This is a genomic window from Mesorhizobium sp. M0217, assembly GCF_040321955.1.
Classification (GTDB): domain Bacteria; phylum Pseudomonadota; class Alphaproteobacteria; order Rhizobiales; family Rhizobiaceae; genus Mesorhizobium.
In genome coordinates this window covers 20,347-34,586 of the sequence record NZ_JAMYSN010000041.1, presented here as the reverse complement: position 1 = coordinate 34,586, position 14,240 = coordinate 20,347, and the positions used below count along the sequence as shown (strand labels likewise).

11 protein-coding genes are annotated in these 14,240 nt (G+C 64.1%); 5 read left to right on the top strand and 6 right to left on the bottom strand.

The genetic code is table 11. The features are described from left to right. Window positions 1-303: 303 nt before the first annotated feature. From NKJ18_RS31340 to NKJ18_RS31315, 6 genes are all read right to left on the bottom strand, one after another. Entirely contained in the window at window positions 304-1,815 is a 1,512-nt protein-coding gene (locus NKJ18_RS31340) for an ABC transporter ATP-binding protein (protein ID WP_352761388.1), read from the bottom strand. 175 nt (window positions 1,816-1,990) lie between these two features. Continuing rightward, on the bottom strand, window positions 1,991-3,016 hold the full coding sequence (locus NKJ18_RS31335) for a BMP family protein (protein WP_023670460.1): 1,026 nt from the start codon (window positions 3,014-3,016) through the stop codon (window positions 1,991-1,993). A 126-nt stretch (window positions 3,017-3,142) separates the two neighbouring features. After that, on the bottom strand, window positions 3,143-4,090 hold the full coding sequence (locus NKJ18_RS31330) for an ABC transporter permease (RefSeq protein ID WP_023698400.1): 948 nt from the start codon (window positions 4,088-4,090) through the stop codon (window positions 3,143-3,145). Window positions 4,091-4,092: 2 nt separating this feature from the next. Continuing rightward, window positions 4,093-5,064 carry an ABC transporter permease gene (locus NKJ18_RS31325; protein ID WP_023694460.1) on the bottom strand — a complete coding sequence of 324 codons (972 nt, stop codon included), beginning with the start codon at window positions 5,062-5,064 and terminating at the stop codon, window positions 4,093-4,095. 1 nt (window position 5,065) lies between these two features. Continuing rightward, window positions 5,066-6,583 carry a sugar ABC transporter ATP-binding protein gene (locus NKJ18_RS31320; RefSeq protein WP_023732918.1) on the bottom strand — a complete coding sequence of 506 codons (1,518 nt, stop codon included), beginning with the start codon at window positions 6,581-6,583 and terminating at the stop codon, window positions 5,066-5,068. Window positions 6,584-6,631: 48 nt separating this feature from the next. Next, window positions 6,632-7,645, bottom strand: coding sequence for an ABC transporter substrate-binding protein (locus NKJ18_RS31315; RefSeq protein WP_023683930.1), 1,014 nt, complete (start codon window positions 7,643-7,645; stop codon window positions 6,632-6,634). 204 nt (window positions 7,646-7,849) lie between these two features. Between NKJ18_RS31315 and NKJ18_RS31310 the strand changes: the two genes are divergently transcribed. From NKJ18_RS31310 to NKJ18_RS31290, 5 genes are all read left to right on the top strand, one after another. Beyond that, a complete protein-coding gene (locus NKJ18_RS31310; RefSeq protein ID WP_352761386.1) occupies window positions 7,850-10,270 on the top strand; it encodes a glucan 1,4-alpha-glucosidase in 2,421 nt (806 codons plus the stop codon). Between the two features lie 41 nt (window positions 10,271-10,311). Further along, window positions 10,312-11,325 carry a phosphogluconate dehydrogenase (NAD(+)-dependent, decarboxylating) gene (gene gnd / locus NKJ18_RS31305; RefSeq protein WP_023683928.1) on the top strand — a complete coding sequence of 338 codons (1,014 nt, stop codon included), beginning with the start codon at window positions 10,312-10,314 and terminating at the stop codon, window positions 11,323-11,325. A 23-nt stretch (window positions 11,326-11,348) separates the two neighbouring features. Then, window positions 11,349-12,722, top strand: coding sequence for a glucose-6-phosphate dehydrogenase (gene zwf / locus NKJ18_RS31300; protein ID WP_023687745.1), 1,374 nt, complete (start codon window positions 11,349-11,351; stop codon window positions 12,720-12,722). Window positions 12,723-12,839: 117 nt separating this feature from the next. Continuing rightward, a complete protein-coding gene (locus tag NKJ18_RS31295) occupies window positions 12,840-13,544 on the top strand; it encodes an ROK family protein (RefSeq protein ID WP_352761384.1) in 705 nt (234 codons plus the stop codon). Window positions 13,545-13,758: 214 nt separating this feature from the next. After that, window positions 13,759-14,223 (top strand): Ros/MucR family transcriptional regulator, encoded by a 465-nt coding sequence (locus tag NKJ18_RS31290; RefSeq protein WP_023687743.1) that lies wholly within the window; start codon window positions 13,759-13,761, stop codon window positions 14,221-14,223. Window positions 14,224-14,240: the final 17 nt, after the last annotated feature.

Genomic DNA, 14,240 nt, shown 5'->3' with positions numbered 1-14,240 from the left:
TCCTCCCGGCGAAGGAGAAAACTGTCACCCATGCTATCGGTCCATTCTGTTACCTATCTATCCGGTTCGGACACCGGCACCTTCTCCCCGTATAGACACGGGGAGAAGGGATCTGGGCCCTATGCAACTCCCCTCTTGCAGCTGTGGTGATTGGCGAAACCATGGGTGAGAGCCCCTCTCCCCGTCTCTATACGGGGAGAGGATGCCGGCAGGCAGGTGAGGGGCAGCGCTGACGCTTAAAGTCAGCCAAAAGCGGGCAGTATTATTTGAGGTTTCTGCGAGGAACCGAGTGAGAAAGTCCATCTAGGCTCTGCCCTCCGCCCCGGTCATCAGCAGCCCAAGCCGCGCGATGGTCGCATCGGCGCTGTCCAGCGTGCCGGCGATGCGGCCCTCATACATCACCGCGATGCGGTCGCAGAGCACCAGCAGCTCTTCGAGATCCTCGCCGATGACGATGATCCCACAGCCCTTGGCGCGCATGTCGAGGAATTTTTCGTGGATGAAGCGGGCGGCACCGATGTCGAGGCCGCGCGTCGGCTGCGAGACGATCAGCACCTTCGGGTCGAAAGCCAGTTCGCGCGCCAGCAGCGCCTTCTGCAGATTGCCGCCCGACAGCGCGCCGGCGCGGGTTATCGGCCCGGGGCACCTGATGTCATAGGCCTTGATCTGTTCTTCGGCGAAGGCGCGGATCGCATCTGGCTTGAGCAGGCCCCGGCTGCTGAAAGCCGCAGTACCAATGCGCGGCAACACCATGGAATCGGCGAGCGGCAGATTGGTGACCAGCCCGGTCGTCATACGGTCTTCCGGGATGCGGCCAAGGCCGAGCGCCTGCACCTCGCGCGGCGAGAACCGCGTAACAGGTTTGCCGGCTATCGTCATCGCGCCGGCGTCGGGCGCGCGCGTGCCGGAAATCACCTCGGCCAGCGCCCGCTGGCCATTGCCGGAGACCCCGGCAATGCCGAGGATTTCGCCCGCGCGAACGGCAAGCGATACATCGCGCAGCGGCGTCCCCGAATGCCGTGAGGTGGAAATACCGTCGAGCGTCAGCACCGCCGCGCCTGGGGTCGAAGGTCCTCTTGCCGGCGGCACGATCTCATGGCCGCACATCAGCTGCGCCATTTCTGCCGATGTCGTGTTCGCCGGATCGTCGACACGGCCGGCGACGCGGCCGTGCCGCAATACGGTGCAGCGATGGGTGAGCGCCCGCACCTCGTTCAATTTATGCGAGATGAAGATGATGCCGAGCCCCTGCGCCGCCATCGAGCGCAGCGCCGAAAACAGCCCGTCGACCTCGCCCGGCGCCAACACCGCCGTCGGCTCGTCGAGGATTAACAGCCTGGCGCCGCGAAACAGCGCCTTGACGATTTCGAGCCGCTGCTGCTCGCCGACCGACAGCGCGGAGACAGGCAGGTTGGGGTCCAGCGTCAGCCCATGCTGACGGCTGATGTCGGACAACCGGGCAAGTCCGCCGGCGCGGTCGATGCGGCCGGATTTGCCGGGAATGCCAATCAGAAGGTTTTCCAGGACCGTCAGCCTTGGCGCCAAATGAAAATGCTGGTGCACCATGCCGATGCCGGCGGCCAGCGCATCGGCCGAACTGGTGATCCGCACGGTCTTGCCCTGGATAAGAATTTCGCCGGCATCCGGCGCATAGGCGCCGAACAGCACATTCATCAGCGTCGTCTTGCCGGCGCCGTTTTCGCCCAGCAGGCCGAGGATCTCACCTGGGGCGACGCTTAGATCGACAGCCTCATTCGCCTTGACGGCGCCGAAGCTCTTGGTGATGCCGCGCATTTCGATGAGAGGGGCGGACAAGGATGCTCCTGCGGAGATACCCCTCCCCCTCGAGGGGAGGGTGCCAAGCGAAGCGAGGCGGGTGGGGTCACGTCAACTGCCTCAACCCATGACTTAGCAGGATGGAGCACTTCGCGGAGGACCCCACCCGGCCCTGCGGGCCACCCTCCCCTCAAGGGGGAGGGGGTGCGCCGAGCTAATCCGAAACCGGCGTGTTCTCATCCACATCCACCCGGAAATTGCCTTCCAGGATCTCGGCCTTCTTCTTCTCGACCAGATCCTTCACATCCGCCGGCAGCGTCTTGTCGAATTTATGGTAGGGCGCCAGGAACGACCCGCCCTTGGCCATGCGCGAGAAATCGCCATAGTCCTGCGCGGTGAAGACACCGGCCTTGACCAGCTTGATCGCCTGCTCGACTGTCGGATACATGTCCCAGACCGGCCCGGTTATGACCGTGTCGGGGCCGAGGCTCGACTGGTCGGACATGTTGGAGATGGCGAGGATCTTCTTGTCCACCGCCGCCTCGATGACGCCGAAGCGCTCCGCATAGATGACATCGACGCCGGCATCGATCTGGGCGACCGCCGCTTCCTTGGCCTTGGGCGGATCGAAGAACGAGCCAATGAAGGCGACCTTCTTCTTGATGTTGGGATTGACCTCCTTGGCGCCGGCAAAGAAGGCGTTGACCAGCCGGTTCACTTCCGGAATGCCCATGGCCGCCACCGCGCCGATCGTGCCCGACTTCGACATCTTGCCGGCGATCATGCCGGAGAGGTAGGCCGGCTCGTGGATCCAGTTGTCGAAGACGCCGAAATTGGGCTCGGCCGGCCCGGCGCCCGAGCCGAACAGCCATGCCGTCTTCGGGAACTGCTTTGCCGTGCGGCGCGATTCACGCTCGGCGGCGAAGGCGTCGCCCAGCACCAGCTGATACCCGCCTTGCGCATATTCGCGCATGACGCGGCTGAAATCGGCGGTCTGCACCTTTTCCGACCATTTGTATTCAATGCCGAGTTCCTTCTCGGCCTTCTGAAGGGCGACGTGGATCTGGTTGTCCCACGGCTCCTCGATCGGCGTGGCGAAGATCGCCGCCACCTTCAGCTTCTTGTCCTTGGCGAAGGCTGCACCCGGCAGCATGGCTGCGGCCAGGCCAAGTGCGCCGAGTTCCAGCACGTCGCGCCGCGACAGGCCGGTCGATTGCGATTTGTTTTTCCGGTTTTCCATCTAGTGCCCCTCTGTTTGACAGCCGTGTCGAGCCGGCTGTTCCGAAATCAGACGCGGAACTATGGAACGGGTGCGGACTTTTGTCCACATGGTCAAATTTGGCCGTGTCGCTGGCAGGAGCCGGCGCTAGCGTACCGCCTTCTCGCCACCGGCTACGGTGATGACGCCGACGATGATCAGCCCGGTCAGCAACAGCCGAACGCCGGCGCTGACGCCGAACGTGTTGAGCATGGTCAGAAGCAGCACCAGGAACAGCGCCGCGCCCCAGACACCGGGAACATTGGCCTTGCCGCCGGCGACCGAGGTGCCGCCGATGACGACGACGGCGATCGAGGCCAGCAGGTACTCGTTGCCGATATCGACATTGGCGCCGCGGAAATAGCCGGCGAGCAGCGCCCCGTCCATGCCGCCGAGCGCGCCCGACAGCGTGTAAGTGAGGAAGCGGGTGCGGCCGACATTGACGCCGGCAAGCCACGCGGCGCGGATGTTCTGGCCGATCGCCAGCACCGAGCGGCCATAGATCATGCGCTGCAAGGCGATGGCCGCACCGATGGTGAACAATACGGTAAGGATCGCCAGCACTGGAATGCCCAGGATTTGCCAGTTGGCAAAATCGGCAAAGCCGGGCGGCGGCTTGATCTGCAGGCCACGCCCATAGCTGATGTCGATCGACTGGATGATGAAGCTGGCCGACAGAGTGGCGATGATCGGCGGGATCCTCAGCGCCCAGATCAGGAGATAGTTGACGGCACCGATGGCAGCGCCGCAGGCGAGCGCGGCGAGCAGCCCGACCACGATCATGGAATCGCTGCCGCCCATGACCTTCATGGCGACGGCACTGGCGAGCCCGATATTGGCCGGCAGCGACAGGTCGACATTGCCTGGCCCGAGCGTGATGACGAACATTTGGCCGACGCCGACGATCACGGTGAACACGGCAAGCGAAAGTGCCGCCGTGATCATGCCGCCGCCGCCATAGCCGCCGGTGAAAGCGATGGTCGCCAGCCAGACGAACATCGCGCCGATGAACGACCAGATCCAGGGTTTGGCGACAAGCGATTTAACCAGCGTCATCGCTACCTCTCCCTGCGGCTGATCAGGACGCGGGCTGCCAGCACGATGATCAGGATGGCGCCGTTGGCCGCGACCTGCCAGTCCGGCGGAATGTGCATGAAGGTGAGCAGAGGCGATGCCGCCAGCGCCAGTGTCAGCGCGCCGAGCACGGCGCCGATCGGCGACACCCGGCCGCCGACGAACTCGCCGCCGCCGAGAATGACGCCGGCGATCGCCAGCAGCGTGTAGCCATTGCCGATATTGGCGTCGGCCGAGGTGGTGATGCCGATCAGCGCCATGCCGGACAGAACGCCGAATAGGCCGGTCAGCGCAAACAGCACGATCTTGGTTCGAAGCAGCGACCAGCCAGCGCGCCTGAGCGCCGCCGGATTGCCGCCGGATCCCCGCAGGATGACGCCATAGGAGGTGCGCATCAGCCCAAAATGCACCACCGCTGCGATCGCCAGCGCGGCGATGATAGGGAACGGAATGAAGGGCGGCTTGAAGGCCATCAGCGACAAGAGCCAGTCCGGCGCCTTGCCACCGGGCTTGGGCAGCACCAGAATGGCAAGTCCCTGCCAGACGAAGCTCATGCCCAGCGTCACCACGATCGACGGCAGATTGCGCAGATGGATCAGTGCGCCGAGCAGCGCATAAACGCCTATGGAGCCGAGCAGGATGATCACGCCGAGCAGCGGCGCGTCCTTCAGCCAGGTCGCGGTGACGCAGCCGACAAAGCCGACAAAGGTGCCGATCGACAGATCGAGCTCATTGCCGGCGATGACGAACATCTGGGCGATCGTCGCCAGCGCGATCGGAATAGCGAGGTTCAACATCAAGCTGAAGCCGAAATAGCTGATGGCGCGTGGGTTGAGCCAGGCGATGGCGATAACCACCAGCGCCAGCGACAGCGCCGGCAACAGGCTGCGCAGCAGGCGCGCGCGGGCCGCGCTGCTGCGCGGCGAGGACGTAGGGCCGGGAGCGACTGCCGTCATCTCAGGCCGCGTCGCCGAATGAGGACTGGATGATCTTTTCCTCGGTCAGCTCGTCGCGCGTGAGATTGGCGACGATGCGGCCGTTCTTGAAGACATGGATGTGGTCGCAATTGTCGAGCTCTTCGGTCTCGGTGGTGTACCAGAGGAAGGTCCGGCCCTTGGCCGCCTCCTCGCGCACGAGATCGTAGACCTCGAGCTTGGTGCCGATGTCCACGCCGCGCATCGGATCGTCCATCAGCACGATCTGCGCATCGGAACCCAGTGCGCGGGCAAACAGCGCCTTCTGCTGGTTGCCGCCGGACAGCGAGAAGATGTTGTTGGTCATGTCAGGCGTGCGGATGCCGATCTTCTGCTTCCAAAACTCAGCAAGCTCGGCCTCGCGCTGCGGCGAGATCAGCAACCCTTTGCGCAGCCGCGCCAGCGAGCGGATGCCGATGTTTTCGGCAATAGACCATTGCGGGAAAATGCCGTCCGATTGGCGGTCTCCGGCCACCAGCGCCACCGGGGCGGTCACCTCGATATCAAGCCTTCTACGCGTCGCGGCGGCAAAGATCGCCAGCAACAGGTCGGTCTGGCCATGGCCGGCAAGCCCGGCAAGCCCGATGATCTCGCCGGCGCGAGCGACAAGCTCCTTGCCGTCCTGCTGCCGCTCGGGCCGCGCCCGCACCCTGAGCGGGCCCGCCGCCGGCCTGGCGGCGATCTCCGCCGCGATCTTCTCGCGCGCTTCCGCGCCGCCCATGGTGGCCACCAGCCGGTCGCGGTCGAACGCTTTTGCAACGTCCGTGGCGACCACCTTGCCGTCGCGCATGACCACGATGCGGTCGGCATTCTGCAGCACCTCGCCCAGCACATGCGAGATCAGGATGCAGCTGCCCCCGGTGGCTACGAAACGGCGCACGAAGGCAAGCAGCTGGCCCGCAGTATGCGCGTCCAGCGAAGAGGTCGGCTCGTCGAGAATGACCAAGTCGAGCGGATCGCGCGTCACCGTGAAGGCGCGCGCCACCTCGACCATCTGCCGCCGGCCGATGGAGAGATCGCCGGCAATGTCGTCTGCCGAGATGCCGTGATCCGGAAAGATTTCGTCCAGCTTGGCGGCAATGAGAGCAGCCGCCTTGCGTCGCCAGCCGAAGCCGGTGAGCGCCGGATGGTTGATGCGCGTATTCTCCGCGATACTGAGGTTAGGGCAGAGCGACAGTTCCTGGAACACGCAGCGTATGCCGAGTTTCAGCGCGCGCGCCACCGAGTAGTCGGTTTCGGCATTGCCACGCACCGCGATCTCACCGCCATCGGGCTGCAGCGTACCGGCCACCATATGCATCAGCGTCGATTTGCCGGCTCCGTTGTGGCCGACCAGCCCGACGCATTCGCCTGATACAACATGGAAGTCGACGCCGTTAAGCGCCCGAACGGCGCCGAAATGTTTTTCGGCGCCGTTCAGCCTGATGATGTCCAAATGGGCGGCGCCGAAATGTTTTTCGGCGCCGCCCAGTCTGATGATGTCCGTATTGGCCTCAGGCATGCTCAACGATATCCGGTCGGTCATGCCGCTGGCAATGAATGCAATGCATCACTTGATATTGGCTTTGATCGCCGCGATTGCGTCTTCCTGGCTGTATTCGTGGGTGGCGACGCCGCCCTCCTTGATTTTCGGCAGCTCGGTCTCGAAATTGTCCTGGGTAAAGGCGAGATACGGCACCAAAAGGTCATGCGGAATGTCCGTGCGGCCGTCGAGCACCTGCTGCGCCACCCAGAAGGCCAGCGACGACACGCCGGGCGCGATCGAGGCCGACCAGGTCTGGTAGCCGTCCTTGTCCTTCTGCTCCTTCCACCATTTCAGCTCGTCCTGGCGGTTGCCCATGATGATGGTCGGACGCGGCTTGCCTGCGGCGGCAAAGGCTTGTGCCGCGCCATAACCGTCACCGCCCTGGTCGACGATGCCGACGATGTCGGGCAACGACGGCAGGATCGTCGCGACCGCCTTCTGCGCCGTCGTCTGGTCCCAGTCGCCGGTCACCGAACCGACGATCTTGAACTCGGGATGGGCGGCGACGCCTTCGAGGATGCCGGCATGGATGGCATCGTCGATCGAGGTGCCGGCAAGGCCGCGGATTTCCAGCAAATTGCCGCCCTTGGGCTGGAATTTGGCCATCTGCTCGACTTCCTGCTTGCCCATGTCCTTGAAGTCGACGACGACGCGGTAGGCGCAAGGTTCGGTGACGGTCCCGTCGAAGGAGACGACGACGATGCCGGCATCGCAGGCCTGCTTGATGGCGCCGTTCAGCGCATCCGGCGATGCGGCATTGATGACGATGGCGTCATAACCCTGCAGGATCAGGTTCTGCACCTGGGCAGCCTGGGTCGGCACTTCCTTGTCGGCGGTGGTGAAGATGTCGGCGGCGCCGACGATCTTATCCTCAACCGCCTTCTTGGTGACGATGCCGTAGCTGTCGAGCATCGCCTGACGCCACGAATTGCCGGCGTAATTGTTGGAGAAGGCGATCTTCTTGCCGCTGGTGTCGGCAAGCGCCGTGCCCGAGGCGAGCATCGCCGCCAGAGCGCTCAGGACGAGCAGTTTCTTCATGTCATAATCCTCCCATGGATTGTCGGCCCCGCCGACTGTTGCTGATGGTTTTGGCGTTGGCTGCCTGTTTTTTATCTATTGTCAGACAAATGCAGATGAGCTCGCTTGTCAACTGCGATCGGTTACGCTTTGGCGATCAACTTCAGGTGCGATGATTGAAAAGCCTTCGCCTGCTGGTCTAGGGAAGGGCCCAGGAGACCATGCATGGCAGCGACGCCGCCGACCCTTCCCCCCAGTGCACCCAAAAGAATGGGCGCGCCCGGAATTCCGGCGCGCTGGACGTCAAGCGCCAAGAGCGGCGTAGGTGCCGCGCTTTCAACGGCGAGCCGCGTCTGGTTCACGCTCAGCCATGGCATCGTCAATGAAGTCTACTATCCCGGCCTCGACAGCGCCTGCACGCGCGACATGGGACTGCTGGTCACCGGTCCCGGCGGCTGGTTTTCCGAGGAGAAGCGTGACGCCACACATGCCATCGAGCCGTTCGAGGACGGCGTGCCCGCCTACCGGCTGGTCAACGCGACGGCCTGTTACCGGGTCGAAAAGCGCATCCTGGCGGATCCGGCGCGCCCGGCCTTGCTGCAGGAAACCAGCTTCACGGCACTCGAGGGCGTGGCCACGGACTACCGCGTCTACGCCCTGCTGGCGCCGCATCTGGTCAATGCCGGCATGGGCAACACCGCCTGGATCGGCGAGCACAAGGGCAAGCCGATGCTGTTTGCGTCCGGGCGCGGCACCTGCCTGGCGCTTGCCTCCTCGCTGCCCTGGGGCGACTGCTCGGCCGGCTATGCAGGCTTTTCCGACGGCTGGCAGCAACTCAGCCGCGCCGGCCGGCTCGATCCGGCCTGCCAAAGGGCGGAGGACGGCAATGTCGCGCTGACCGGCGAGATCGGCTTTTCCTTACGCAACAGCAAAGCCTTGCTTGCGCTTGGGTTTGGGGCAACGCCGGATGAAGCGGCCGAAAACGCCGCCGCCAGCCTGAAACGCGGTTTTGAGCCGGCGGCAAAGGCCTATGTCGCGAAATGGCGGAAATGGCAGGCAGGCCTGACGGCGCTCGACCACCATGATGCATCCGGCCTCAACACCTACCGCGTCAGCACAGCGGTGCTGGCGACACACCTGTCGCTGGCGAGGCCCGGTGCGGCCGTTGCCAGCCTGTCGATCCCCTGGGGAGCGAGCAAGGGCGACGACGACCTCGGCGGCTATCATCTGGTCTGGCCGCGCGACCTCGTCGAAACCGCGGGCGGCTTCCTCGCCGCCGGCGATCCGGCGCAGGCGCTTGAGATCCTCGCCTATCTCCGTTCCATCCAGCAGCCGGACGGCCACTGGCCACAAAATGTGTGGCTCGACGGCTCGCTCTATTGGCCGGGCATCCAGATGGACGAATGCGCCTTCCCGCTGCTGCTTGCCGATGGGCTGCACCGCGCCGGCCACCTGCCGCGCGCCAAGCTCGCCGCCTTCATGCCGATGATCGAGAAGGCCGTGTCCTATGTCGTGCGCAATGGTCCCGTCACCGGGCAGGACCGCTGGGAAGAGGATGCCGGCTACAGCCCATTCACGCTCGCCGTCGAAATATCGGCACTGCTTGGCGCCGCCGATCTGTTCGACGTTGACGGCAAACCGGAGCCGGCTAACTATTTGCGCGAGGTCGCGGATTGCTGGAACGACCAGATCGAGCGCTGGACCTATGTCAACGGCACACCGCAGTGCCACGAGGCTGGCGTCGACGGCTACTACATCCGCATCGCGCCGGCCGACGGTTCAGGCGCCGCATCGCCGAAGGACGGCTTCGTACCGATCAAGAACCGTCCGCCGGGCGATACCGACAAGCCGGCCGAAGCGATTGTCAGCCCGGACGCGCTGGCGCTGGTCCGCTTCGGCCTCAGGGCCGCGGACGATCCGCGCATCGTCGGCACGGTCAAGATCATCGACGCGCAACTGCGCTGCGACCTGCCGCAAGGGCCTCTATGGTACCGCTACACCAGCGACGGTTATGGCGAACACGCCGACGGCGCCCCCTTCGACGGCAACGGCCAGGGCCGGCCCTGGCCGTTGCTGGCCGGCGAACGCGCCCACTACGAACTGGCCGCCGGTAACAAGGACAAGGCGGCAAGCCTGCTCAGGACATTCGAGGCTTCGGCTGGTGTGGGCGGTCTGCTGCCGGAACAGGTCTGGGACGGCGCCGACATACCGGAGCGCGAATTGTGGCTGGGCAGGCCGTCGGGCAGCGCCATGCCGCTGGTCTGGGCGCATTCGGAACACATCAAGCTGTTGCGCTCGCTCCGCGACGGCGCCGTCTTCGACATGCCGCCGCAAGGCGTCAAGCGCTATGTCAGGGACAAGACCGGCTCGCCGCTGAGGATATGGCGCTTCAACAACAGGCTGCGCACCCTGGAAGCCGGCAAGACGCTGCGGGTTGAACTGCTGCAGCCGGCGCTGATCCACTGGAGCGGCGACCAGTGGCAGACCAGCCATGAAATCAACACGTCCGTGAATTTCTTTGGCGTCCATATGGCGGATCTGCCGGTGACCGATATTCCGCGAGGTAATACGATCGTCTTCACTTTTTTCTGGCCCGACGGCGACCGTTGGGAGAATGTCGACTTCACCGTCGGCATTGAGAACTAACTCGCCAGCAATTTCTTTCCTCAAGCGACTAGGACAAGACCATGCAGATCGGAATGATGGGACTGGGCAGGATGGGCGCCAACATGGTGCGCCGCCTGATGCGCGACGGCCATCAATGCGTCGTCTACGACATCAACCCGGCAAGCGTTGCCGCCCTGGTTGCCGATGGCGCCATCGGCGCCGCATCGATGGAGGAGTTCGTCGGCAAGCTTTCCAAGCCGCGCAGCGCCTGGCTGATGCTGCCGGCGGCGATCACCGGCAAGATCGCCGACCAGGTGGCAGCATTGATGGAGCCCGGCGACATCATTATCGACGGCGGCAATTCCTATTATCACGACGCTGTCGACCAGGCGGCCGAGCTTGCGGCCAAGGGCCTGCACTATGTCGATGTCGGCACCAGCGGCGGCGTTTGGGGCTTGGAGCGCGGCTACTGCCTGATGATCGGCGGCCCCGATACGGCGGTCAAACACCTCGATCCGATCTTCGCCACGCTGGCGCCCGGCGCCGATGCCGGCGCCACGCCCGACAAGGCGGGCGGGACCGCACCCTTTGGCTACCTGCATTGCGGACCGAGCGGCGCCGGCCATTTCGTCAAGATGATCCACAACGGCATCGAATATGGCGTCATGGCCGCCTACGCCGAAGGCATGAACATCCTGAAATCGGCCAATGCCGGCAAAAGACAGCGCACTGCCGACGCCGAGACCAGCCCTTTGGAAAACCCGCAATACTATCAGTTCGACATCGACCTGCCGCAGGTGGCCGAGGTCTGGCGCCATGGCAGTGTGATCGGCTCCTGGCTGCTCGACCTCACCGCCGGCGCTCTGAAGAGCGACCCGGCATTGGCCCAGTTCGGCGGCCGCGTCTCCGATTCCGGTGAAGGCCGCTGGACGCTGAAGGCGGCGATCGACACCGGCGTGCCGGCGCCGGTTCTGTCCTCGGCTTTGTTCGACCGCTTCTCCTCGCAGGGCGAATCCGAATTCGCCGACAAGCTGCTGTCGGCCATGCGCTATGCCTTTGGCGGCCATGTCGAAAAGCCGAAGGCCGGCAAGTGAAGGCCGCAGGGGAGACTCGCAAGATGAGCCCGGAACGGTCCGACACGCTGGTGCTCTTCGGAGCAACCGGCGACCTTGCCCACAAGAAGATATTTCCGGCCCTCTACCAGATGGTAGCCAAGGGGACGCTGACCGAGCCGGTGATCGGCGTCGCCTTCGATGCCTGGGACATCAACCAATTGCAGGCGAGGGCCCGCGACGGCATCGTCAACGCTCTCGGCAAGATCGACGAAAAGATCTTCGCCAAATTCGCCAGTCTGCTGCGCTATGTCAGCGGCGACTACCGCGACGGCGCGACCTTCGAGAAGCTGAAGACGGCGCTCGGCTCGGCGCAGCGGCCGCTTCACTATATGGCGGTGCCGCCGACCATGTTCGAGACCGTCGTCCAGGGGCTGGAGCAATCCGGTACCGCGCATGGCGCGCGGCTGATGGTGGAAAAGCCGTTCGGCCACGATCTCCAATCGGCGCGCTGGCTGAACCGCGTGCTGCATCTGGTGTTCGAAGAGCAGTCGATCTTCCGCATCGACCACTATCTCGGCAAGGAGGCGATCCAGAACCTGCTCTATTTCCGCTTTGCCAATTCCTTTCTCGAGCCGATCTGGAACCGCAACTTCGTCGAAAGCGTACAGATCACCATGGCCGAGGACTTCGGCGTTGAAGGCCGTGGCAAATTCTATGACGATGTCGGCGCTATCCGCGACGTGATCGAGAACCATCTGCTCAACATCCTTTTGCTGCTCGCCATGGAACCGCCGGTCGGCCGCTCGGCCGACGATCTGATCGACGAGAAGGTGCAGGTGCTGCGCGCCATCCGCACGCTGACCAAGGACGACGTCGTGCGCGGCCAGTTCACCGGCTACCTCGCTGAACCCGGCGTGAAGCCGAACTCGCCGGTCGAAACCTTTGCCGCGGTGCGCTTCATGGTCGACACCTGGCGCTGGCAGGACGTGCCCTTCTTCATCCGCACCGGCAAGAACATGCCGGTGCATGTGACCGAAGTGATCGTGCGGCTGAAGCGGCCGCCGCTCGACGTCTTCGATCCGATCAAGCCCAGCGACGCCAATTACGTGCGCTTCCGCATCGACCCGCAGGTGGCGATCTCGATCGGCGCGCAGCGCAAGGCGCCCGGCGACGACATGGTCGGCGAGCAGGTCGAGCTCACCGCGCTCGACGATTCGAAGGGCGACATGCCGCCCTATGAGCGGCTGATCGGCGATGCCATGAACGGCAATGGCCAATTGTTCACCCGCCAGGATGCCAGCGAGCTTGCCTGGCGCATTGTCGGCCCGGTGCTCGGCGACACCACGCCGCCGCATATGTATGAGCCGAAGACCTGGGGGCCGGCCGACGCCATGGCCAGCTTCGGGCCGCCCAACGGCTGGATCAATCCGAGTTGAGCAATTCCAGGAAAGTGCGAGCGGTCTTTCCGTCCGGAATTGCGTAAAAACAAAGACTTGGAGCATTCCCCCGTTTCCCTGAAACGGGGAACGCGCCAAGTGAGCGGAGGAAACGACATGGCCAAGGCAGCCAAGCCCGCGAAGGCCAAGGCGGAACCGATCGTGCTGACGATCGATGTCGGCGGCTCGCATGTGAAAATCCTCACCAGCGCAGGCGGCGAGATGCGCCGGGCCGATTCCGGACCGGACCTGACGCCGCAGCAGATGGTCGCCACGGTGAAGACGCTGGCCGAAGGGCTGCCCTATGACGTGATCTCGATGGGCTATCCCGGCCCGGTCAGGCACAACAGGCCTTCGCTCGATCCCGCCAATCTCGGCAAGGGCTGGGACGGCTACGATTTTGCCGCCGCCTTCGGCAAGCCGGTCAAGGTCGTCAACGACGCGCTGCTGCAGGCGATCGGCAGCTACGATGGCGGGCGCATGCTGTTCCTCGGCCTCGGCACCGGCCTGGGCGCGGCGATGATCCTCAACAATGTCGGCCAGCCGATGGAACTGGCGCATCTGCCGTACCGCAAGGGCGGCAGTTTCGAAGATTATGTCGGCGAGCGCGGCCTGGAGAAATACGGCAAGAAGAAATGGCGCAAATACGTTTTCGACGTCGTCGGGCGGCTGCGTGCGGCGCTGCAGCCGGATTATGTCGTCATCGGCGGCGGCAATGTCGACAGACTGGATGAATTGCCCGCCACATCCAGGCGCGGCGACAATACGCGCGCTTTCGAGGGCGGTTTTCGACTATGGCGCGACAAGGCGCTCATCGTCTGATAGTATTAAAATTCAGTATAGTTGTTCAAAATGACGTGTGGCGCGATACGAAGTCATTGCGTTACGCAGATTTGGCGATTAGATCGGTGGCACCGGATGGAATCATCTGGCGCAACCGCACATATGCGGCAAGACAAATGACTAGAGCGGATTTCCGGCTCCGCTGGGACCACTCTGGGAGTTTCCGCCACCCCCCTAGCGACGGAGAGATAAATTGGCCGACGACAGCAACGACTCTGACAAGGACATCGACCTGCTCGAGCTTACCGCCCATATTGTGTCCGCTTACGTCGAGAAGAACCGCTTGCCCGTTGCCGGCCTGAGCGATCTCATCGCCAGCGTTGCGGCGTCGATCGGCGGGCTCAGCCAGCCGCCGGCCCCAGTGGCGGCGCCGCAGATCCCGGCCGTCAATCCCAAGCGGTCGGTGACGCCGGACTACATCATCTGCCTCGAGGACGGCAAAAAATTCAAATCGCTGAAGCGCCATCTCGGCGTCCATTTCAACCTGACGCCGGAAGCCTATCGTACCAAATGGGGCCTGCCGGCCGACTATCCGATGGTTGCCCCCAACTACGCGGCGTCGCGCTCCGAGCTGGCCAAGTCGATCGGCCTCGGCCGCAAGGCTGCAGTGGCCGCGCCGGCGAAAGCCAAGGGTCGGAAGGCCAAAGTTCCGGCCTGAGTGGGATCAGCGCCTCG

What these genes read in the sequence shown, in the direction of transcription:
- NKJ18_RS31335 (WP_023670460.1), bottom strand. Translation starts at nt 3,016, where the DNA reads ATGGAAAACCGGAAAAACAAATCGCAATCGACCGGCCTGTCGCGGCGC.
- NKJ18_RS31330 (WP_023698400.1), bottom strand. Translation starts at nt 4,090, where the DNA reads ATGACGCTGGTTAAATCGCTTGTCGCCAAACCCTGGATCTGGTCGTTC.
- NKJ18_RS31325 (WP_023694460.1), bottom strand. Translation starts at nt 5,064, where the DNA reads ATGACGGCAGTCGCTCCCGGCCCTACGTCCTCGCCGCGCAGCAGCGCG.
- NKJ18_RS31320 (WP_023732918.1), bottom strand. Translation starts at nt 6,583, where the DNA reads ATGCCTGAGGCCAATACGGACATCATCAGACTGGGCGGCGCCGAAAAA.
- NKJ18_RS31315 (WP_023683930.1), bottom strand. Translation starts at nt 7,645, where the DNA reads ATGAAGAAACTGCTCGTCCTGAGCGCTCTGGCGGCGATGCTCGCCTCG.
- NKJ18_RS31310 (WP_352761386.1), top strand. Translation starts at nt 7,850, where the DNA reads ATGGCAGCGACGCCGCCGACCCTTCCCCCCAGTGCACCCAAAAGAATG.
- gnd (WP_023683928.1), top strand. Translation starts at nt 10,312, where the DNA reads ATGCAGATCGGAATGATGGGACTGGGCAGGATGGGCGCCAACATGGTG.
- zwf (WP_023687745.1), top strand. Translation starts at nt 11,349, where the DNA reads ATGAGCCCGGAACGGTCCGACACGCTGGTGCTCTTCGGAGCAACCGGC.
- NKJ18_RS31295 (WP_352761384.1), top strand. Translation starts at nt 12,840, where the DNA reads ATGGCCAAGGCAGCCAAGCCCGCGAAGGCCAAGGCGGAACCGATCGTG.